The 20,480-nt window shown below is 56.3% G+C and carries 21 protein-coding genes; 11 read left to right on the top strand and 10 right to left on the bottom strand.

Annotation, left to right across the window (positions count from 1 at the left end; all coding sequences use genetic code 11):
- The 5 genes from AAAX36_RS03455 (at position 1) to hflX (ending at position 5,127) form a co-directional block, all read left to right on the top strand.
- Complete coding sequence (locus AAAX36_RS03455; RefSeq protein WP_138112632.1) at positions 1 to 1,086, top strand: ATP-binding protein; 1,086 nt, start codon at positions 1 to 3, stop codon at positions 1,084 to 1,086.
- A 74-nt stretch (positions 1,087 to 1,160) separates the two neighbouring features.
- A complete protein-coding gene (locus tag AAAX36_RS03460) occupies positions 1,161 to 1,478 on the top strand; it encodes a stage V sporulation protein S (RefSeq protein ID WP_006235982.1) in 318 nt (105 codons plus the stop codon).
- A gap of 51 nt (positions 1,479 to 1,529) precedes the next feature.
- A complete protein-coding gene (gene miaB, locus AAAX36_RS03465) occupies positions 1,530 to 2,900 on the top strand; it encodes a tRNA (N6-isopentenyl adenosine(37)-C2)-methylthiotransferase MiaB (RefSeq protein ID WP_349073982.1) in 1,371 nt (456 codons plus the stop codon).
- Positions 2,900 to 3,838 carry a tRNA (adenosine(37)-N6)-dimethylallyltransferase MiaA gene (gene miaA / locus AAAX36_RS03470; protein ID WP_138112628.1) on the top strand — a complete coding sequence of 313 codons (939 nt, stop codon included), beginning with the start codon at positions 2,900 to 2,902 and terminating at the stop codon, positions 3,836 to 3,838. Before miaB ends, miaA begins: the two co-directional genes overlap by 1 nt.
- Complete coding sequence (hflX, locus tag AAAX36_RS03475; RefSeq protein ID WP_138112625.1) at positions 3,838 to 5,127, top strand: GTPase HflX; 1,290 nt, start codon at positions 3,838 to 3,840, stop codon at positions 5,125 to 5,127. Before miaA ends, hflX begins: the two co-directional genes overlap by 1 nt.
- On the opposite strand, the gene AAAX36_RS03480 is transcribed toward hflX, so the two are convergent.
- The gene (locus AAAX36_RS03480) at positions 5,112 to 5,816 is read right to left on the bottom strand and encodes a heparan-alpha-glucosaminide N-acetyltransferase (RefSeq protein WP_138112623.1); all 705 of its coding nucleotides are present in this window, start codon (positions 5,814 to 5,816) and stop codon (positions 5,112 to 5,114) included. The genes hflX and AAAX36_RS03480 overlap by 16 nt on opposite strands.
- Positions 5,816 to 6,460: a transcriptional repressor LexA gene (lexA, locus tag AAAX36_RS03485; protein WP_138374200.1), complete on the bottom strand. Its 645-nt coding sequence runs from the start codon at positions 6,458 to 6,460 to the stop codon at positions 5,816 to 5,818. Before lexA ends, AAAX36_RS03480 begins: the two co-directional genes overlap by 1 nt.
- Before the next feature lie 163 nt (positions 6,461 to 6,623).
- Between lexA and AAAX36_RS03490 the strand changes: the two genes are divergently transcribed.
- From AAAX36_RS03490 to dut, 3 genes are read left to right on the top strand one after another with little or no spacing between them, the layout of a single operon-like run.
- Positions 6,624 to 7,073, top strand: coding sequence for a LysM peptidoglycan-binding domain-containing protein (locus AAAX36_RS03490; protein WP_161144708.1), 450 nt, complete (start codon positions 6,624 to 6,626; stop codon positions 7,071 to 7,073).
- Positions 7,074 to 7,124: 51 nt separating this feature from the next.
- Positions 7,125 to 7,568 (top strand): transcriptional regulator NrdR, encoded by a 444-nt coding sequence (gene nrdR, locus AAAX36_RS03495; protein WP_022093781.1) that lies wholly within the window; start codon positions 7,125 to 7,127, stop codon positions 7,566 to 7,568.
- Positions 7,569 to 7,572: 4 nt separating this feature from the next.
- A complete protein-coding gene (dut, locus tag AAAX36_RS03500; RefSeq protein WP_138112619.1) occupies positions 7,573 to 8,016 on the top strand; it encodes a dUTP diphosphatase in 444 nt (147 codons plus the stop codon).
- Between the two features lie 392 nt (positions 8,017 to 8,408).
- Here the strand turns inward: dut and AAAX36_RS03505 are convergent, their stop codons facing one another.
- Positions 8,409 to 9,710, bottom strand: a complete 1,302-nt coding sequence (locus AAAX36_RS03505; protein WP_230320388.1) for a glycosyltransferase — start codon at positions 9,708 to 9,710, stop codon at positions 8,409 to 8,411.
- 117 nt (positions 9,711 to 9,827) lie between these two features.
- On the opposite strand from AAAX36_RS03505, the gene AAAX36_RS03510 reads away from it, so the two are divergent.
- Both AAAX36_RS03510 and AAAX36_RS03515 read left to right on the top strand, forming a co-directional pair.
- Positions 9,828 to 10,766 carry an FAD-dependent oxidoreductase gene (locus AAAX36_RS03510; RefSeq protein ID WP_138112617.1) on the top strand — a complete coding sequence of 313 codons (939 nt, stop codon included), beginning with the start codon at positions 9,828 to 9,830 and terminating at the stop codon, positions 10,764 to 10,766.
- 155 nt (positions 10,767 to 10,921) lie between these two features.
- Positions 10,922 to 11,533: a DUF1836 domain-containing protein gene (locus AAAX36_RS03515; RefSeq protein ID WP_171021459.1), complete on the top strand. Its 612-nt coding sequence runs from the start codon at positions 10,922 to 10,924 to the stop codon at positions 11,531 to 11,533.
- A gap of 73 nt (positions 11,534 to 11,606) precedes the next feature.
- Here the strand turns inward: AAAX36_RS03515 and AAAX36_RS03520 are convergent, their stop codons facing one another.
- The 6 genes from AAAX36_RS03520 to AAAX36_RS03545 form a co-directional block, all read right to left on the bottom strand.
- A complete protein-coding gene (locus tag AAAX36_RS03520; RefSeq protein WP_138112615.1) occupies positions 11,607 to 12,473 on the bottom strand; it encodes a DegV family protein in 867 nt (288 codons plus the stop codon).
- A gap of 164 nt (positions 12,474 to 12,637) precedes the next feature.
- Positions 12,638 to 13,765 carry an NlpC/P60 family protein gene (locus tag AAAX36_RS03525; RefSeq protein ID WP_138374201.1) on the bottom strand — a complete coding sequence of 376 codons (1,128 nt, stop codon included), beginning with the start codon at positions 13,763 to 13,765 and terminating at the stop codon, positions 12,638 to 12,640.
- A 32-nt stretch (positions 13,766 to 13,797) separates the two neighbouring features.
- Positions 13,798 to 14,328, bottom strand: a complete 531-nt coding sequence (locus AAAX36_RS03530) for an adenine phosphoribosyltransferase (protein ID WP_118227237.1) — start codon at positions 14,326 to 14,328, stop codon at positions 13,798 to 13,800.
- Between the two features lie 40 nt (positions 14,329 to 14,368).
- Complete coding sequence (locus AAAX36_RS03535; protein ID WP_138112611.1) at positions 14,369 to 15,247, bottom strand: MerR family transcriptional regulator; 879 nt, start codon at positions 15,245 to 15,247, stop codon at positions 14,369 to 14,371.
- Positions 15,248 to 15,250: 3 nt separating this feature from the next.
- Positions 15,251 to 15,685 (bottom strand): FHA domain-containing protein, encoded by a 435-nt coding sequence (locus AAAX36_RS03540; RefSeq protein ID WP_006236002.1) that lies wholly within the window; start codon positions 15,683 to 15,685, stop codon positions 15,251 to 15,253.
- A 66-nt stretch (positions 15,686 to 15,751) separates the two neighbouring features.
- Complete coding sequence (locus tag AAAX36_RS03545) at positions 15,752 to 16,456, bottom strand: CDP-alcohol phosphatidyltransferase family protein (protein WP_349073991.1); 705 nt, start codon at positions 16,454 to 16,456, stop codon at positions 15,752 to 15,754.
- Positions 16,457 to 17,046: 590 nt separating this feature from the next.
- Here AAAX36_RS03545 and AAAX36_RS03550 point away from each other — a divergent pair.
- Entirely contained in the window at positions 17,047 to 18,537 is a 1,491-nt protein-coding gene (locus AAAX36_RS03550) for a site-specific integrase (RefSeq protein WP_349073992.1), read from the top strand.
- A 1,547-nt stretch (positions 18,538 to 20,084) separates the two neighbouring features.
- On the opposite strand, the gene AAAX36_RS03555 is transcribed toward AAAX36_RS03550, so the two are convergent.
- Positions 20,085 to 20,480 (bottom strand): hypothetical protein (locus AAAX36_RS03555; protein WP_349073995.1); only part of this gene is annotated, 396 nt, incomplete at its 5' end.

Consider the following 20,480-nt stretch of genomic DNA (forward strand, 5'->3'; position numbering starts at 1 on the left):
ATGAGCGACGCGAACGAGCTCATCTCATTTATCGCGTCGATGTCGGGGGAGGGCAACCTTCGCGTCGAGGAGAACCTTGGCGAGGGGTATGTCCGCCTCCGCGTTTCGGAGGCCGAGCGGCGCCAGGCAAAGCACGACATTCAGCATGTCGAGGATATCGTCATCGAAATGCTCCGTAATGCTCGCGATGCTGGTGCCGACAAGGTCTATCTCGCCACGACCAAGGAAGATGGCGTCCGCACGCTTGTCTTTCTGGATAACGGTTCGGGCGTTCCACAGGATATGCAAGAGCGAATCTTCGATGCTCGCGTTACCTCCAAGCTCGAGAGCATGAAGATGGACCGTTGGGGCGTTCACGGTCGTGGCATGGCATTGTTTTCGATCAAGCAGAACACTGACGAGGCCCGTGTGGTCACGTCTGGTGTCGACCTTGGCTCGGCCTTTAAGGTGAGCGTTGCGGCCGACCGCCTCAGTGAGCGTGCCGATCAGTCCAGCTGGCCCCAGGCCGTCAGGGATGAGGACGGACGTTATGTCTGTGCTCGCGGCCCGCATAATATTATTCGCGCTGCTTGTGAGTTTGCGCTCGAGGAGTTGTGTGGTTGCGATGTCTATCTTGGTTCTCCGTCTGAGATTGCCGCGACCCTTTATGCTCAGGCGTCAAGTCGGCTCGATACGTCGCGTCTCCTGTTCATTGATGACGAGAGTGAGCTTCCGGTTGTCGATCGTTTAGGCCTTGCCTCTGATGCCGAGGACTTTATCCGTATCTGTTCGGGTTTGGGTCTTGAGATGTCCGAGCGCACTGCTCATCGCATTTTGGCAGGGCAGATTAAGCCCGTTCGCGGTGTGACCGCGCGTCTGCTGCGCGAGCGTGATTCGTCCTCGCATGCGCCGGCTCCTGTCGATCTTGCGAAGGATCGTCGCGGGCTACGTATTGCCAAGGATGACATGGCACAGTTTTCGCGTGCTGTGGAGCGTGACTTTAATGACCTTGCCGCCCGGTACTATCTCAACCTTTGTGGCGACCCAAAGATTCGTGTTTCGCGTGATCGAATCACTGTGACCTTCGATCTTGCCAAAGAGGAATAGTGCCTTTACCGAGTCCACTCGGTACGATACAGTTATTGCAGTTAAAACGTACTTTTAAACGCAGGAGTTTCTTCATGGATTGCCTGAAGGTATCAAGCAAATCATCGCCCGCGTCCGTTGCCGGCGCCATCGCCGGCATGGTCAAGGATGGTGTACCCGTCAACATCCAGTGTGTCGGCGCTGGTGCTGTCAACCAGGCCATTAAGGCCGTGGCTATCGCGCGCGGTTTTTTGATTCCAACCGGTTTTGATATTTCCTGCGCGCCCGTGTTCTCCGACATCCTCATTAACGGGGAGTCGCGCACGGCCATTCGCCTTTCTATCTACGTTCACCAGATCAATCGAGCTGCTATGGATAACGTCGTCATGGATGATGTTAAGCCTGTGGCATAGCTTCTGCTTGCCTCGATTCGCCCCCCCTCTCCATCGTTAGGACTTATGCACATGGACCAGCGTTCCGTACGCGATATTCTTGCCGGTAAAACCTACTTTATCCGCACCTTTGGCTGCCAGATGAATCAGCACGACTCCGAGCGCGTGAGCGGTCTGCTCGATTCGTATGGTTGCCTCATGGCGCTCGATCCCGAGCATGCCGATATTGTTGTCTTCATGACATGCTGCGTGCGCGAGGCCGCCGATACTCGCCTGTACGGCCAGTGCAATTCCTGTAAAAGCCTGCCGCCTTCGCCTTCGGGCAAGCGTGTGGTTGCCGTTGGTGGTTGCATCGCGCAGCGCGATGGCGAGGGCCTGCTCACCAACGTCGATAACGTCAATGTCATCTTTGGTACGCATTCCATCGCACATGTGGCAGAGCTCATTGCCGAGGCGTTCCTTGATGGCAAGCGTCATATCCGCACCAATGAGCATGAGGATACGGATGCCATGAGCATGCCGTGGCATCGCGAGACCCAGTATCACGCCTGGGTGCCCATTATGACGGGCTGCAATAATTTCTGTACCTATTGCATCGTGCCGTACGTGCGCGGTCGCGAAAAGAGCCGCCCCTTCGAGGAAATTGTCGACGAGGTGACCGGTTTGGTGCGCCAGGGCGTGCGCGAGATTACGCTGCTGGGCCAAAACGTTAACTCATATGGTCGCGATCTGTTTGGCAAGCCGCGTTTTGCCGATCTGCTGCGTGCCGTGGGTGATACGGGTGTGGAGCGCATCTTCTTTACCTCTTCTCATCCTAAGGATCTGCTGCCCGAGACCATCGACGCCATGGCCGAGACGCCCGCCGTCATGCCGCAGCTTCACTTGGCCGTTCAGTCGGGCTCCACGCGTATCCTCAAAGAGATGAATCGCCGTTATACACGCGAGGACTATCTGGGCCTGGTCGATCGCATTCGCAACCGCATGCCCGATATCGCGCTCTCGACCGATATTATCGTTGGCTTCCCGGGCGAGACTGAAGAGGACTTTGAGCAGACGCTCTCACTTGCCGAGACGGTCCGCTATGCTCAGGCCTATACCTTCATCTATTCCAAGCGCGCCGGTACCCCGGCCGCAGAGATTGACGATCCTACGCCGCATGAGGTTATTCTCGAGCGTTTCAACCGCCTGGTTAAGGTTATCGAGACTACGGCATACGAGTATAACCAGGGTGAGCTTCATACTGTGGTGCCGGCGCTCATTGAGGGAACGAGTAAAAAGAACGACGCGGTCCTGCTGGGCAAGAGTCCCAAGAATCAGACCGTGCATGCGCCTATCCCCGAGGGTTACAGCATCGATCAGCTTGTTGGCAAGATCGTTGATGTTGACGTTGACGTTGCCAAGACCTGGTATTTGTCCGGCTCCGTTGTGGGCGAGCCGCGCTAATGGTTTCTCCCAGGGCAGGACTTTCCGCCGTTGCGATCGTCGGTCCGACGGCGGTTGGTAAGAGTGATGTTGCCGACCGTTTGGCAGCTCGTCTTTCGTCCGAAGTGCTGTCGTGCGATGCGATGCAAATCTATCACGGCATGGACATCGGTACCGCAAAGATGGCGCCCGATGAGTGTACGGTGCCGCTGCGTCTCGTCGACATTGTAGAGCCGGGTGTGGCATATTCTGCTGCGCTTTATCAGGCTGACGCTCGCGCGCATGTTGAACGTCTCCTTGGTTCGGGTTGCCTGCCGGTTTTTTGCGGAGGTACGGGGCTGTATCTCAAGGCCGCCCTCGATGAGATGGACTTTCCCTCGGGTGAACTTGAGGACGATCGTCGTATGGGCTATCAGGAGCTTGCCGAGCGTATTGGCGAGGAAGAGCTGCATGCCCTGCTTGCCGAGCGCGACCCAGAATCGGCTGCTGTTATTCATCCCCATAATGTGCGCCGTGTGATTCGTGCGCTCGAGATGCATGATGATGGTATTTCCTATGCACAGCAAAAAAGTCAGTTTAGTGTTCCGCGCGAGCATTATCATGCTCTATGGTTTGGTCTGACGCGTAATCGCGAGGTGCTCTACGAGCGCATTAACCTGCGCGTCGATCTGATGTTTGAGCAGGGTCTTGTCGATGAGGTTCGCGGTCTTATGGACCAGGGGCTGGGAGATGCCCTGACTTCGATGCAGGCAATTGGCTATAAAGAGATCATTGATGCTTTCAATGGCGTGATTTCTATGGATGAGGCTCGCGAACTCATCAAGATGCGTTCGCGTCGCTATGCCAAACGTCAGCTTTCGTGGTTTAAGCGCGATGACCGTATCGTGTGGTTTGATATGGACGAGTTTACGATCGATGAGGTCGTTGAGGACATCCTGCATCGTATTGAGGCTGCCTAATGGCCCGTTTCCCCCTTGTTCCCACGGCACCCGAGCCCGAGCGTGCCATATTAGTTGGTGTTGAGTGGCGCGACAATGCATGGCCGCTCGATCGCTCGCTTGATGAGCTGGAGCGTCTTACCCACACGGCTGGTGCCCAGTGCGTGGCACGCTTGTCACAGCGTTTGGTAAAGCCGTATCCTAAATCGTTTATCGGTTCCGGTAAGGTTGAAGAGCTGTGCGGCCTGGTGCATCGCATGGATGCCGATGTCGTTATTTTTGACGACGACCTGACGCCCTCGCAGCAATCCTATTTGGAGAAAGCCGTGGGCGAGCCGGTAAAGATTATCGATCGTACGGCACTGATCTTGGATATTTTTGGCCTGCATGCTCAGACGCGTGAGGGACGCCTACAGGTACAGCTGGCACAGCTTCAATATCTGTTGCCTCGTCTGCGTGGCATGTGGAGCCATCTCGCCAAGGAACAGACGCGCGGCGGCATCGGCTCACGCTTTGGTCAGGGCGAAAGTCAGCTCGAGGTCGACCGTCGCCTCATTCGTAATAAGATCGCTGCGCTTCGTCGTGAGCTCAAGCAGGTTGAACAGCGTCGCGATGTTCAATCCAAGAGCCGCATTGAGTCACCGGCGTTTCGCGTCGCGTTAGCCGGTTATACCAATGCGGGTAAATCGTCGTTGCTCAATCGTCTGACCGGATCTACGGTGCTTTCGCAGGACAAGCTGTTTGCTACGCTCGACCCGACGACGCGTTCGTATCGCCTGCCCGGCGGTCGTGGCATGACGATTACCGATACTGTTGGCTTTATTCAAAAGCTACCGCATGGTCTCGTTGATGCCTTTAAGTCCACGCTGTCTGAGGTTCTTGGTGCCGATCTGATCCTTAAAGTTGTGGATGCCTCTGACGAGGACTACGAGCGCCAGCTCGAGGCAGTCGATCGCGTTCTTGACGAGATCGGTGCCGGCGAGCGTTTGACGCTTACGGTGTTCAATAAAATCGATCTTCTCGATAGCGTTGATCGATTGAGTTTCCGTCGTCGCTATCCCGAGGCCGTGCTGTTCTCGGCCCAGACGGGCGAGGGACTCGACGATCTCGTCGACCGTATTGCTCGCGAGGCGGCTGCCACCGATGTGTTGCTCTCCGCTGAAATCCCGTATCGCGAGGGCGCCCTCATCACGCTGGTGCATGAACAGGGAACCCTTTTGCACGAGGAATATCTTGAGGGCGGCGTTCGTATTGTTGCGAAGCTGCCGGCTCGTATCGCGCCGCGGCTCAAGCGTTATCGCACCGAGTAGACGAGCTCCAAAAAGCCCAGAATAATGGGCTGATGCAGTAGATAAAAGGGGAGTGCGTGACGTCCAAGGCTGGCGAGCTCCGGGATGGGATTGGCGTAGGCCCAGCTAGGGACGGTCTTATCGATTCCCTTCGCTATGTGTGCGGCGAAGTATCCTGCAAGATACATAAAGAAAAACGGGATGATGGGGTAGTAATCACCTGAGACAAACCCAGGGCTCGGAAATCCCAGCCACGCCAGGTAGGGGACAGGGTAGATCGTTTTGGGGATGCTCCAGGTGAGGGCAAACAACAAAAGGCATAGGGACATGCCCCATCTCGCCGATATCTTCTTAAGGACGGGATCGGTCAACGCCACGATGCCGGTACATGCGGCCATGCAGTAGATGATGCCAAAATTAACAGAATCGTCAACTGAGACAAGTGTTGTTGCCAACCAGACGACGAGTGCTGCTAAGGCGTATTTGGCGGCACGTTTGATATTGTTGCGCGAAAGGGTGCACATCCAACCCGCGATAAACAAAAATACCCAGCTGATGCTGGCGCGCCAGATGTCTTGAAAGACAGTCTGGGTAAACCAGGGCATATCCCAGTCGTACAGGTAGGCAAGATCGTAGCAAGCGTGAAAACCTGCCATTGAAATCATCGTAAGCCCGCGGACGGTATCAAAGATGGTGATGCGTTTTTGCATTACGAGAACCGGCGCATCAAGCCGACGACTTTGCCCAAGATAACGGGATTCGTTGCATAGATAGGCTCCATGGTGTCATTCTCAGGCTGCAGGCGTACGCGTCCCTGCTCCTTGTAGAACGTCTTGACGGTCGCTGAACCATCAATCATAGCCACGACAATTTCGCCGTTCATGGCACTCTTTTGTTCACGGACGATGATGTAATCGCCATTGAAGATACCGACATTGATCATTGAGCTCCCATGCACCTCAAGGATAAAGGAACCCTGATCAGTGGCGATTTCGGTCGGGATAGTAAATGTGTCTTCGATATTCTGCTCGGCCAGAATGGGAATCCCAGCCGCGACGCGACCAACGAGCGGTAGTGAGACCGTTCCGCGAGGTGCGGTGGTCTCGTCAGATTTAGAAATTGAGACAGAGGAACCGTCCTCGTTAAAGAGTTCCAGAGCGCGCGGTTTGGTGGCATCGCGCTTGAGTAGCCCGCGCGCCTCCAGGGCAGATAGATGGGCGTGCACGGTGCTGGGGGAGGAAAGGCCCACGGCAGAAGCCATCTCGCGCACGCTGGGCGGATAACCCTTCTCCTGCTGATATTCCTTGATGAAGTCGTAAATTTGCTGCTGACGCTTGGTAATTTTGCGAGCCATCAGGGCATCCTCTCTACCCATGTCAAACAAATGTTCGAATTTTGCTTGACAGGAACAACTGTTCGAAGATAATAATAACCGAACATTCGTTCTCGCGCTAGACATTTTTGTCCGCGCGGCTTGATAAAACTGTTCTCAGCAAAACACGCGAGAGGAGAACATGATGAACGCAACGAATATGGTCCAGGGAAACCTCGCCCTTAAGCTCGAGACGTCTGCAGAATACACTTTTACGGTTGTTCAGGGTGGCTGCTCCGGCTTTCAGCCTTTGACCGTAAAGCCTGCTCGCAATCAGCAGGCTGTAGCCGCGCCGGGCCGCGTTGCCCTGAAGGTTCCGACGATTGTCGCCGTTGCCGTTGCGCTTACGCTCTTCTTTGTCCTCGCTACGTCGGTCTTTAGCGCTCGTCACGCCGCGTATGCCGAGTCCGTTTCCAACGTTACCTATGAGACCATTCGCGTTCAGTCTGGTGATTCTCTTTGGTCGCTTGCCGAGGAATATCCAATCGAAGGCCTTTCCACGCAAGAGACTTCCGACATGATCCGTAACGTCAATCATCTGGAGCATGGTTCGCTCGCCGCCGGTGCGCATCTTAAGGTTCCTGCTCGTTCGTAATCATTATCGCGCTGCGCATGGTACCCTTGTTATCGTTTAAGAGGAGGTACCATGCGCTGTCCCAAATGCGGCAAGGCACATACCCGCGTCGTTGATTCCCGTATGCAGGAGTCAAATAACACCATTAAGCGTCGCCGCGAATGTTGCTCGTGTAACTATCGCTTTACAACGTTCGAACGATGCGAAGACCCAATCGAGGTCATTAAGTCGGACGGAACCAAGCAGCGGTTCGATCGCAATAAGCTGCTCGTCGGCTTGATGCGCGCCACTATCAAGCGCGATATCGACACTAAGAAGCTCAATGAGATTATCGATGACATCGAGGTCGAGCTGCGCTCTCGCACGCTGACGGCCGTTACGTCCCATGAGTTGGGTGACATGGTACTCAAGCGCTTGGCCAAGATCGACAAGGTGGCGTACATCCGCTTTGCCTCGGTCTACCGCGATTTCAAAGACGTCGATGAGTTTCTGCAAGAGCTCGACAAGCTAAGGTGATTCCATGTCCAACATTACCGTCAACATAAAGCGTCTCGACCCCACCGTCGAGCTTCCCAAATACGCCCATCCCACCGATGCCGGCTTGGATTTGCGCTCCAACGAGGACTGCATTCTGAAGCCCTTCGAACGCCGTCTGGTCTCTACTGGGCTGGCCATCGCCCTGCCCGATGGCTACGCCGGCTTCGTCCAGCCCCGAAGCGGTTTGGCCATCAAGCAGGGCCTGTCTATAGTCAATACGCCGGGCCTCATCGACGCCCACTACCGAGGAGAACTCAAGGTTATCCTCATCAACCTGGATCCCTCCAACAACATCCAAATCAACAAAGGCGACCGCATAGCCCAACTCGTCATCCAAGAAGTCCCCACGGTCAACCTCATAGAAGTAGAAGAACTAGACGAAACCGACCGAGGCAACGGAGGCTTCGGCTCCAGCGGCGTCGCCTAGGGGCGCTCGTATCCCTCCCGCCCGGGGCTTACCTATATCATTCCATGCTCAAACATTCTCGCGTCGCTTCGCTCGCTGCGAAACTGCGCGTGGAACGATATAGGTAAGCCCCGGGCGGGCGGCTACTCGCTTGAAACAATATTTACTTTTCTAGTAAGCCGATGCGACAAAGGGGCTGTCCCTTTGTCGCATCGGCTTACTGTATTTATATTTTCCTGTTTTACCTTTGCAGGTTCTAATGGAGGGGATACCGAAGTAGCTGCTAGTAAGTAAACGCAGCCGCTCTGCCGGAGCCGCCCTTATATCGTTCCACGCGCAGTTTCGCAGCGAAGCGAGAATGTTTGAGCATGGAATGATATAAGGGCGGCTCCGGCAGAGCGGCGGACATTCGACTAGCGGATATGCGCGGGCTTTCCTCCCCAGTAGAAGCGGCAGAAGGCTCGTTTACGTTTTTGGGGCTTACCTGCAAGCTCCATGGTGGCGATGGCGATGTCCTCGGCTGCGTGTGGACGGCGCAGGACTTCGCCATTGATGAGCAGTGCCTTGAGCGACTCCGGATGATCGTGGAGATGGCGCAACGTCACGATGAGTTCTCGTGCGGTGGTGACATGCATGCTGGCGCCCATGCCGGTGAGCATCGTGGTGTTTGCCTTTTCCTGGCCATAGGACTTGCCCAGCAGGATCATCGGCAGATGCGCGCACAGGCACTCGGTGACGGTGAGTCCGCCCGATTTGAGAATTGCCAGGTCGCAGCCGTGCATGAGGGCCGCCATGTCGTCCACGTAGTCTAGAACCGTGACGTTTTCGAGCTTCATGGCGTCGAAGAGCGTCTTGAGTCGGGTGGCGTATTCTTTATCCTTGCCCGGTAAAAAGACAAAGTGCATGTCCTCAAAGCTGCGTAAGAAGGGGAGCGTGTGGTCCATCGCGGCGCGGAAACGCACGTATGGTTGGGGTAAACTGGCACCGGCCATCACCAATACGACGGTTTTGTCTATGGGGAGATTGAACTTGCTGAGCTCATCTTCGCGTTTGTAATCTGAATCGAAACCGGCTCGGATGGGGATGCCCGTTATGCGGATCTTTGACTCGGGAACCTTGCGCGGGCGCAGCGTTTCGGCCATAAACTCGTTGGCTACACAGAATAGGTCGGTGTCCTTGTGGGGCCAAAAGCCTTCGACTTCGTAATCGGTCGGCACACAGATGACCGGGTAATCGATACCCGTAATTACGCGGGCGCCCACGGCAACATTGGCTGCTGTGATGTGCGTTGCGACCACGGCTATAGGCCTGCGGCGACGAATATATTCGTTGAAGGCGGGGAACATAATACGCGACCATGCCGTGCCGCCACCCCAGAGAAGATGTCCCGTAAGCGTATATCGCCAGGTCAGGTCGTAAATGGGGCGTGTGGCTCCCGTAAAAGAAGCCGCGGTCTTATTGCCGTCGAATTTAATACGTCCAAAATCAAGGATATCGAGCACTTCTATTTCAATATCCTCAGGGATTCCCTTGGTGCCGCGGATAAGTTCAAATGCTTGTGCAATCGCGTTGGCGGCGGCTTTGTGGCCCGATCCAACCGATGCGTGCACAATGGTTACTAGGGGTTTTTGTGCAGGTGAAACGGTCATTTGCTCCGGTTGGGGAGTGGCTTGCATGGGCAGGGGAGCGCTATTGCTCATCTGCGTTTGATCCATCGATAACTCCCCTTCAGCTTTGTTACGCGATTTATCATTGTAGTGCATGAGTGTCATGTTCACGTAAATTTGGGTATGAGCGCAAAGAACGCCAATCTTTCGACAGGAGGTCTCTTCATGACTACCCATCAGCCGATCGATGTTGCGATTATCGGTGGCGGCCCTGCGGGCTATGCTGCGGCCATTTATGCGGCGCGCTCCAACCTAACGACGACCGTGATTGAACAGGGCATGTCGGGAGGGCAGATCGCCACGACCAATGAAGTCGAGAACTATCCGGGCATTCCGCTCTTGAGTGGCGCCGAACTCGGTGAGCGTTTTCAGCAGCATGCAGAGGGCCTGGGAGCACAGGTTACATGGAGCATGGTTACGGGTATCGATTACGATGCCGATGCAGCGCTGTTTACGGTGCATCACGATTTGGGCGATACGTCGGCCTCGAGCGTTATCGCTTGCATGGGTGCCACGCCGCGATCTGCTGGTTTTGTTGGCGAGGATGCGTATCGCGGTCGCGGCGTTTCGTATTGCGCGACGTGCGACGGCATGTTCTTTCGCGGCAAGCAGGTTTTTGTCATCGGCGGCGGCAATGCTGCCTGCGAGGAAGCTCTGTTCTTGTCAGAAATCGCCAGCAGCGTGACCATCGTTTTGCGCCGCGATCAGTTCCGTGCCCCCGATGGTGTGGTTCAAAAAGTTCTTGCAAAAGATAATATTTCAGTTAGGTACCAAACTAGTATTGTCGAGCTCTCGGGCGAAGCCATGCCAACGACGATTACCTTTAAGGACAATGCATCCGGGGAAACTCACACCGAGTCATTTGTCCCTGGCTCGTTTGGTATCTTTGTCTTTACCGGAACGCAGCCCCATTCCGAGCTCGTTGAGCATCTAGTCGATCTGGCGCCGGACGGCGGTATTGTTACTGATGATTCCATGGCGACCCGCACGCCAGGTCTATTTGCCGCTGGCGACATCCGTTCCAAGCGTTTACGCCAGGTTGTGACTGCCGTTTCTGATGGAGCCATAGCGGCAACGAGCGTATACGCGTTTCTCCGTGGATAAGTACGATAATATATCTTATGTAAGGTTGCTATCTTTAAAACAAAGTGGTTGGACGGTGCATCAATGTGCTGTCCAACCACTTTTACTTGCCGGCTATATGGTATGCAAAACTAGATAACCTAGAATACAATATAGCTAATGAACGGAGGATCCTTATGAACCACGCCAAACGCGTTATCCCGATGTCCGATACATCGGTCAGCATTAAGCCTGAGGATATTCAGCCCACTGTGCTGCCCGATGCATTTATTCAGTCCGATATCGTGCGCAAACTTAATACGTTGAGTCTGCCGCGCTATAACCAGTTGCCCAATGTGACGCTCTACCGCGACCAGGTTATTGAGTATGTTGCGCTGTGGATGGAGCCGCTGTCCATTTGCGTTGAGCAGCCTGTCATTACGCCATCGATGATCAATAACTACGTGAAGGTCGGCCTGGTGCCTGCTCCGGTCAAAAAGCAATATGGCCGCGAGCAGATTGCCCGCCTGATCGCTATCTGCATCTTTAAGCAGGTGCTACCTATTGCTGCGGTGCAGGCACTCTTTAACATTCAGCGTTTGAGCTACGATGCCCCGACGGCCTTTGATTATGTGGTCGATCAGCTCGAGGCATCGATTCGTTCGGCGTTTTCCGTCGAGCAGACGCCGGTTCCCGATACGGCGCATCAGGTAACGCGTGAGTCGCTGCTTGTGCGCAGCGCGGTTTCATCCTTTGTTTCGAAGGCTTACTTGATGAGCTATCTCAAGTTCAACGGGTTTAATAGCTAGCCGACGTATAAAACGGGCGGGACAAAGAGCCATCTGTCGCTTTGTCCCGCCCGTTTTTTTGCTTGGTTGGACTTTATTTGCCCGAAGCTACGCCCATGCCGTAGCCGATGATCAGGCCGTGCATCTCGGCGTAATAGGAATCCAGGCCGTTGCAGGGCATGATGATGGTCTTGGAGCAGGGCCAATGTTCGACTATGCGATCAGTAAGCGCCTGGGCTCCAGCTTCGTTCTCAACGTGATCGATGATGACCTCACCGCCCGTAAAGCCCTCGGCTTCCATAGTGTCGATGATCTTGTTGAGCATCTTCTTTTCGCCACGCGTGTGCCCGACGAGTTCGATTTTACCGGCCTCACTCGCCGTGCCCAAAATGCGGATATTGAGCTTGTTGGCAATGACGCCGGCTGCCTTAGGGATACGTCCGGCTTTGGCGAGGTTTTCGTAATTGCACAAACTGAAGAGGATTTTGCTGTTCTGTTCAAGGCTATCGAAGTATGCGCAAGCATCCTCGAATGAGACATTCGGATTGCTTGCAAGATAGCGGTCGAACAGCAAGAAAATGAGGTCCATTTTGCCGCCAGCTGCGCGTGAATTGACTAGATGAATCTGTCGGTCGGGCTCCTCGGCAAGAACCATATCGCGAGCCGTGGCTGCCGCGTTGTAGCTGCCCGACACGCCCTCAGAGATCGGCATGCAGATGGTCTTGTCTGCCAATTTGAAGAGTTCGGCCCACTCCCCCACGCTGGGACAAGCGCTCGAAGAGGCATTCGTCTCCGCCTGAACAGCGCAGTTGAGCTCATGAACATCGAGCGAAAGGTCATCGACGAATTCACGCTCCCCCACTCGAATTTTGAGGGGAGCAAATGCAAAGGTGGTATGGGGTGCGATCGGTTGCCAATCGCGGAGGTTGCAGCTTGAATCGGAGATAAGTGCCCAGCTCATAGAGGGTCCTTTCTAATCGTTCCCATTCAATTATAGCCATCTTGCAGACCGATTGGGCCGCTATCTAGTATTCAAAACTAGATAGCGGACTGCACTAAAGGCAAAAGAATGGACCCCATGACTCAAAGCCACGAGGTCCATATCCGTTTGCTTTATCTGAATACTTAGTAGCGCACGAAAATGTAGTTGTTGTTCATGCCGGCGGCAACGGAGCTGATGATAACACCCGTGTTGTAGTCGGAAGCATGAATCATCTGACCACCACCGATGTAAATGCCGGTGTGGTACGAGTTGACCACAACGTCACCGGGCTGCGGATCGGACACACGCGTCCAGCCCATAAAGGTGCCCGTGGTGCCCAGGCGGCAATAGCGACCAGTGAGGCAATAGCTAACAAAACCAGAGCAGTCGAAACTGTTCGGGCCAATTCCGCCCCAGGAATAGGCGCAACCAAGCTTGCTGTATGCACGCGAGACAACAGAACCGCCATCGACGGACTGGCTCGGAGCAGAAGGCGTCGGAGCCGGGGCAGGCGTGGAGGGCTGCGGTGTCGGAGCAGGTGCCGGCGTAGGAGCCGGAGTGTTGCCGCCCTGGTTGTTGTTATTGCTGGTCTGGCCACCGTTGTTGGTGTTCTCGGTCGCACCGGCAGTCTCGTTGCTCACCGTGGCCTTCTCGGCGGTACTGGCGTTGATGCCGGCCTGCAGCGCGGCATTGGCCTCGGCCTCAGCGGCAAGCTCAGCCTGCAGCTGTGAATCCAGAGAGTTTACGACGTTCTGTGCTTCAGCCTGCTGGGCGTTAAGCTCGTCGACCTTCTTTTGCGTGGTGGCGACGTTCTTTTCCTGCTCGGCCTGCTTATCGGTGAGCTGCTGTTTGAGCTCCTTGACCTCTTGAATGGTCTGAGCCTGCTTATCGGAAACTTTGCCGTAGTAGAACAGACGGTTGAGCATATCGCTCAGGTCATCGACGCCCGTCAGAACCTGAAGCAGGCTCAGACCGCCGGTTTTGTACTCGCCGGCGACATAGGTCGAGAGCTTGGCCTGACCATCGGCGATCTCCTGCTGCTTTTGCGTGATCTCGCCAGCAGTCTGATCGAGCGCCTGCGTCTGCGTGGCGAGCTCATCGTAAATCTGCTGAGTTTGGGTACCGATCTGCTCGAGCTTCGTACGAGCAGCGGCAAGGTCGGATGCGGTATCGGCGTAGGCAGGAGCCGCGAGGCCCAAGCCCAAAACACAAGCGAGGGTTGCCGTAGCAGCGCAGCGTGCCATGTTTTTGTGCGTGTTTGCTGTGCGCATGTAGCTTCCTTTCCAGTAACTAAGGGTAACGGCTAGTCCACCGTCACCAGGCTAAAGAGCTCCACATCGTCATTAGACGGTGTGAGCTTCTCGCGCGGGTTGAGAAACGCAAGCTCAAGGATACAACCGTAACCGACAAGCTTTGCGCCCATATCTCGCACCAGTTTACCTGTTGCCTCGACGGTTCCGCCCGTCGCGACCAAGTCGTCCAGAATCAACACGGTATCTTTAGAGCTGATAGCGTCGGCATGGATCTCAATTGAATCGGTGCCGTACTCGAGCTCGTAGCTCTGACTTACGGTCTCGCGCGGTAGCTTGCCAGGTTTACGTGCGGGAACAAAGCCGGCGCCAAGGGCTACAGCCACCGGTACGCCAACCATAAAGCCGCGAGCCTCGGGACCCACGACCTTGGTGATTCCCATGCCGGCAAAGTGCTCGGCGAGGGCATCGGTCATGGCTTTGAGCGCCTCGGGATTGCCAAAGAGCGGCGTGATGTCTTTAAAGATGACTCCGGGCTCGGGATAGTCGGGGATGTCGACGATTTGAGATTCGAAGTCGTACATTGCATGACCTTTCAATGGGTTGCCGGATAAGCGGCAGCTGTTATTTGCCCGCGGTGGCGGTGCCGGATTGCGAAGGGGTGACGACCTTGAGCGGCTTTACGAGGGAATCCTCGTGCGAAGCCGGCGCGCCTATCTCTTCGTTTTTGGCCTTGGTTGACTCGGAGCGAGTGATTTCCTCATCGAGTGCATCGATGTCGGCGTCCTCGACCACGGCGTTGAGCGACTCAAAAACGCGGTTCTTGAGCAGCGCGGTGTGCACGCCCTCCGTCAGGTCGTGAAGCTTCTTAAACGCACGCTCGAGCTTGGCGTCGCGCTCGTCATCGGAGGTGTCCATGCCGAGCATGCTCACGAGCACCTGCTCAAACATCGAGGACTCGCGGTTGGCGGAAGACACGTACTGACGCAGGTTGCGCGGCTCGATATGGAAGCGTGACAGCTCGGAGCAGTAGCGGATGATCGGGAAATCGCGACCATCGACGAGCTCACGATTTTGCGGACTCTTGATGATGCGAATGAGGTCGTTCTCGGCGAGCGAGCGGATAAACGAAATCTCGACGCCCAGCATATCGGGAATGGTCTCGATAGGATGCAGCTTTTGCTTAGTCTCCTTGGGCTCCGTCTTGAGCGGAACATCGGACAGCAAGCCCACCTCGTAAGCGAGCGTTGACAGGTCCGTGGCGTTTTCCAAGCGCTGCTTAATCACGTTGAGTGGCATATAGCGGGTCTTCTGCAGGTGCAGAATGACCTCCAGGCGATCAACGTCCTCCTTGGAGTACTGACGGTATCCCTTAGGCGTACGATGAGGGGTAATGAGCCCCTCATCCTCTAGAAATCTAATTTTTGAGTTCGAAAGATCGGGGTATGCGCCTCGAAGTAGGTTGACGACTTGGCCGATACTCAGATAGTTGCGTTCGGCCATGCCCTACTCACCGGTTTCGATGCGCTCCGGCGTGCTCTCGTGGTAGATGAGCGTAAACGTACCGATCTGGACGGAAGAACCGTCGTGCAGCGGGGCTGCATTGACGATGGCACCGTCGACCCAGGTGCCATTGAGCGAGCCCAAGTCCTCGATGCGAGCGCCGAGGCCCTCGCGAATAATGCGCGCGTGGCTGCGCGAAACGGTCATGTCATTGAGGAAGATGCCGTTCGCGGGATCGCGGCCAATGGTGGTCACGTCATCCTCGAGCTCAAAAGCGGCACCAGTCTGCGGACCCTTGACGATGGACAGAACGGGGGCGGTGATGCGCACGTTGGCCATGAGGTCGGGAACGGTGACGTCGCTTGAAGGCACGCGGAATACGCAGGTAGCGTCAGCAGTCTTATCATTCTGAGGCATATTGTTAACCATGTTGTCCATGACAACCCCTAACTTATCGCGGACGTGCCGCAAATAATGAACCGTACGTAATCATACCCCAACGAATCAGTCTTCGATTTCAGGGTTCAGAAAGTCGATGTCCTCGTCCTCGGGATGCGTGAGAGCCTGTTTAATGGCCGCTCCGCCCTTAATGGAGTAGATGACAGCCGTGAGCATGGAGAAGATCACGCCGCCGTACACAAAGAAGATGCCGAGGGGCACCGAGCTTCCGTTGAGGCCCGGGAAGGCCTTAAGGGTTGAAGGTAAAAGATGCAGGCCGTCAATAACGGGGAAACCGAGCAGCATGAGCGAGAATCCGGTCATGAGCAGCGCTGTGGCAATCTTTCCGGGGAAGACGACATCGATGGGGCGACGATGATAATGACGCACGATAAGCGTGCCGATGCCCAGATAGATGTCGCGGCCAATAATGAGCACGCAGACCCAGATGGGCAGCTCTCCGCGGACCACCAGCCCAAGTACGCCGGTGAACAGCAGCGCGCGGTCGCAAATGGGATCCATGACCTTGCCGAGCCATGAGACCGTCTTAGTCATGCGGGCGATCTGACCGTCCATCCAGTCGGTGGAGGCGGCAACGGCGTAGATAACGATGGCGATGACGCGGTTGTTATCCGTCACAAACAGGTACAGAAATACCAGGGTGAGGATCAGGCGCGTAAAGGTGATGAAATTGGAGATCGTAAAGATCTTATTCGACGGGTAATCGGAAGTGCCGATAAGCTCCTTTTTGATCTTCTTTTTGATGCCCACAGGACTCCCCCGCTGGTTAACGACAACACTTTCGATACTATACCCGTTCCGGCGATGTCTATCCAGCGCAGCCATAGAGAGTCCAGACATGTGGAGGGCGGTTCTGGGCTGTGTGGGATTCTGCATTCGTGTACATCAGCCTCCAAACAAGTCGAATAATGTCGATTTTGGTGGCTGGTGTACACGTTTTGATTCGGTGATTACATCGAGCGGGAACGTTGTTGCATTAAGCAAAATAATCATGGTGATTAAAAACAAAAAAGGTCAGGCACTAGGTGCCTGACCTGCAAACTTCTGGTCGGGACGACTGGATTCGAACCAGCGACCCCTTGACCCCCAGCGGGGTCAGAATGACCCTGACCTGTGCTTATTTTGTTAAAACACGCGCAGATAGCGCAAGTAGCGCATTTCCGTATTTGTAAATTTTACCAGCTCAGCGCGGTCTGTCCAGATAGCATATTATCGGCTTCGAGGAGCGCGGTGCAGCCGATGATTTAATCAACGGGGGTAGGAGCCCCGAATCGTCGCCTCTCCGGTTTCCCGCAGGTGGGCCCATCTGTTTCTAATCAACTGCGGATTTAGGAGCAGACATGCAGAACGAGAAATGCAGCAATAAAACCTTACGCGTATGCGGAGCCGGCGGCGTGAGGAAGAACAAGGGCAAATGGCAGGCTGTCGTGACGGTGGCCGACGAGATGACCGGGAAGAAGGTCCAGAGGACCAGGAACACCGGCGTGCCCTGCCTGAAGCAGAGCACGCGGGGAAAGGCGGCGGCGATGCGCGTCCTCGCGGAATTCAGGTCGGAGGTCGAGCTGGAACTCGCCGAGGCCGAGGAGGCGAGGGCCGCTATCGGCGCCGGGCTTCCCGCCGAACTGCGGGATGACTACGCCGCGCTGCCGCTCTCCGAGGCGCTCGAGAAGTTCATCGACTTCTGCCTGGAGATGAACAGGATCACCCCGACGACCCGCGACGACTACCACTACAGCGCCCTGCACATCGAGCGAGACGAGCTGGGTCTGGTCCCCGTGAACGAGGTAACGACCGACGACGTCAACGCGTGGTCGAGGCGCAGGATCGCCCTAGGCACGGCGCCGGACACGCTCAACAAGTCATTCAAGCTCGGCAACCGGCTCTACGCCGTGCTCCTCAAGCGGAGCAACGACACGATCGGGAGGAACCCGTTCGACGGCGCCCTCGCGCCCAGGGTCATCGCCAGGCCCAGGAACGCGCTGCGCTCCGACCTCGTGCCGAAGCTCAACTCGGTGACGTCGATGATGTCGGACTCGACCTTCAGGCGGGCGGTCGTGCTCGCCCTGCACACCGGGATGCGCATCGGCGAGGTCTGCGGCCTGCGCTGGTGCGACGTCGACTTCGAGTCGGGGCTCATCACGGTCAGGCACTCCGTGGCCTACGTCAAGGACAGGGGCTCCTTCATCAAGGACACCAAGAACCACGACCTGAGGACGATCCCCATCGACCCGGTGGGCCTGCTCCCCTTCCTGAAGGAGATACACGAGATCGATTCGCAGAGGCTCCGGGAGGCGTCGACCCTCGGCCTGCGCGACCTCGCGGACAGCTACGTCGTGTCGCGGCCGAACGGCTCCTTCGCCACCACCAGCTACATCCGCAGGGCGTTCAAGACGTTCTCGGAGACCAACGGCCTCATGGGCACCAACGACGAGCTGATAACGTTCCACGGCCTGCGCCACACCTTCGCGACGCAGTGGATCCGCCACGGCGGCGACATCAAGGCGCTGCAGTCGATCCTGGGGCACAAGGACGCCATGGTCACGCTCAACGTCTACGCCGACATCGAGCCGATGTCCAAGATCCAGAACATGCTGCGCGTGTCGCCGAGCCTGTGGCGCGGCTATCTCGGCCTGAGGGTGGACCCCGGCCCCATGTTCCAGCAGAAGATCCGCGAGGCGATCGAGACGCTCGAGGCGTTCGGCTACGGCATCACCGAGCCCGACGACCGTAACGTCCTCATCCGCGACGTTCAGACTATCAGCCGCCTCTACCCCACCGAGTACGCGGCAGTGCTGGGGGCCATCCCGACCGAGGCGACCGTGGTCGAGTAGAGGCTGAGGCATGCGCTTTCCCAAATCCGTAGTGCAAGTACGGGAATGTGGAAACGCGTTTAAATAGATTCTACCCGGTCTTCTCGGTTACGCAAATACGGCACGGGTTTCCGCGAACGCGGATGCCCGTGCCTATCTATTTATGATTGCGCAATGCGTCCGCGGGAATGCAGATGGGGTCCCGCGTCTCAGGCGTGGATTTTCAGCCGCGCCGCACAATTTCGCAAAAAGGCCTGCAAATGCAGACGGCTTTCGGGAGGCCCTGACGGCACCTCTCTCAAAAATAAGAGCATGGCCCGAGGGCGTCCATGGGCGACCCTCCCGCCGTTCGGCCGGGCGGCGGCGTGTAGCCCTGTAGGCGTGTAGCCGCGTAGCGATGTAGTGCGCTGCGGGTGTAGCCCTGTGGCGGAGTATGCCGAAACATATTCCCGATCCGGGAATGCACACATATATATAAGTGCGATCGTCTTGCCGTAGACGGGAAACCCGTCGGCCGGGCGGGACCGGAGGGCGGGGCGGCGAATGCCAAAGGCCGGATGCAGTCGATGCCCTGAATGAGGTCCCGACACATGGGGGCCCTAGCTCCCCCGCGGCGCGGGCGCGGGCGGCGAGGTCGGATGTGAAAGCCGGACCGCAGAGGTATCGAGCGCACGCGGCTAGGGCCTCGAGGGCGCCTGGCGGGTAGGGAGATCCGAGCATGAGGCAGGACAACGCGCAGGCCCGCGAAAGGTTCACGAGCTCCCCCGCGACGCGGCAGACCCTCGGCTGCCCCTCGTAAAGGATGCAGAAGACACGGTCGAGGTCCGACGGTTCGACCAGGCTGTACCGGCAGTCCGCGTACAGTGCGCAGCCCCTCCCGCGCGGGTCGCCGTCCGAGTCCTCATCCGGCTCATGATGGCGCACCTCGACCCAAAGGCCCTCCAACACATCGTCGAACCCGAAATCGAGCTCCGCCTGGACGCTCTCGCCGAACGCATCGCCCAGGGCGAGCTCCGGCACCTTCGTCACACGGCCGTCCAGCCACTCAATCTCTGTCATCGCGCGCATGGTCCAAGCCCCTTCCGACACGGGATTGTCAGCTCAACCCAACCCTTACCCATACGGACGAACATAACTCACCAGGGGAAGCCCCTGAAGGCCGTGCGCCACAACATGAGGCCGAATCCGCCCCCGGCTGGACAGGCCAACAACGAAGGAGCACACGGAACCGGCGCGGCGTTACAACCGTCCCGGCAAGCGTGTCACTTGGCCAAGTCATGATGCCGACAAACCAGGAAATGCTCCAACGGAGCGCCGAACGAGGGTAACAATATAAAGCCGTGCAACACGCGTTGGACGACCAGAACAACCCAAACAAAGGCCTGTCGGTCCCACCTTCAAGCCCAATAGCAAAATGTGCATCAGCGGATTTGCAGCGATACAAGTCTCAACCGCCACCGTCACACCGCAGCGCGCCTAGTCCCACTCATCCTACTGCAAATGTCCCAGAACGAGAAAACGACCAGCTTAACATGCCACCCTTTATATCCGCACGCGCGTAATTCAACTCATAAGGACCGGCTATCCCTTACCTGTGACACAATCTCAAACGCACAGAACAGAATCATCAGTCCAATCATCGCATAAGAGGCAGCCGAACCTTCAAGCACTATTCCACAAAGAACAATCTCCGCGCCGCCAATAAGAACCGTTATCAGGCGCTCTGCCTTTTTGCTCTCGCCGCTCGCATAAAAAGGCGGCAAAGCGCACAAGATCACATATAGCCCGGGAAGGGAATACAGGATCGATAGTCCAAGCCCCCCATCAACCGCAGTGTTTTGCGTAAGAATCAACTGAACCCAAACGGCAATTATCACTGAGCAGGTTGTCGATAAAAGAAGACTGGAAATATAGCACGCAACAAAGTCCCGTCGCATTCGAGCAGAGAAATCCGCGAACTCTCT

The organism is Collinsella sp. CLA-ER-H10 (genome assembly GCF_040092475.1).
GTDB lineage: Bacteria > Actinomycetota > Coriobacteriia > Coriobacteriales > Coriobacteriaceae > Collinsella.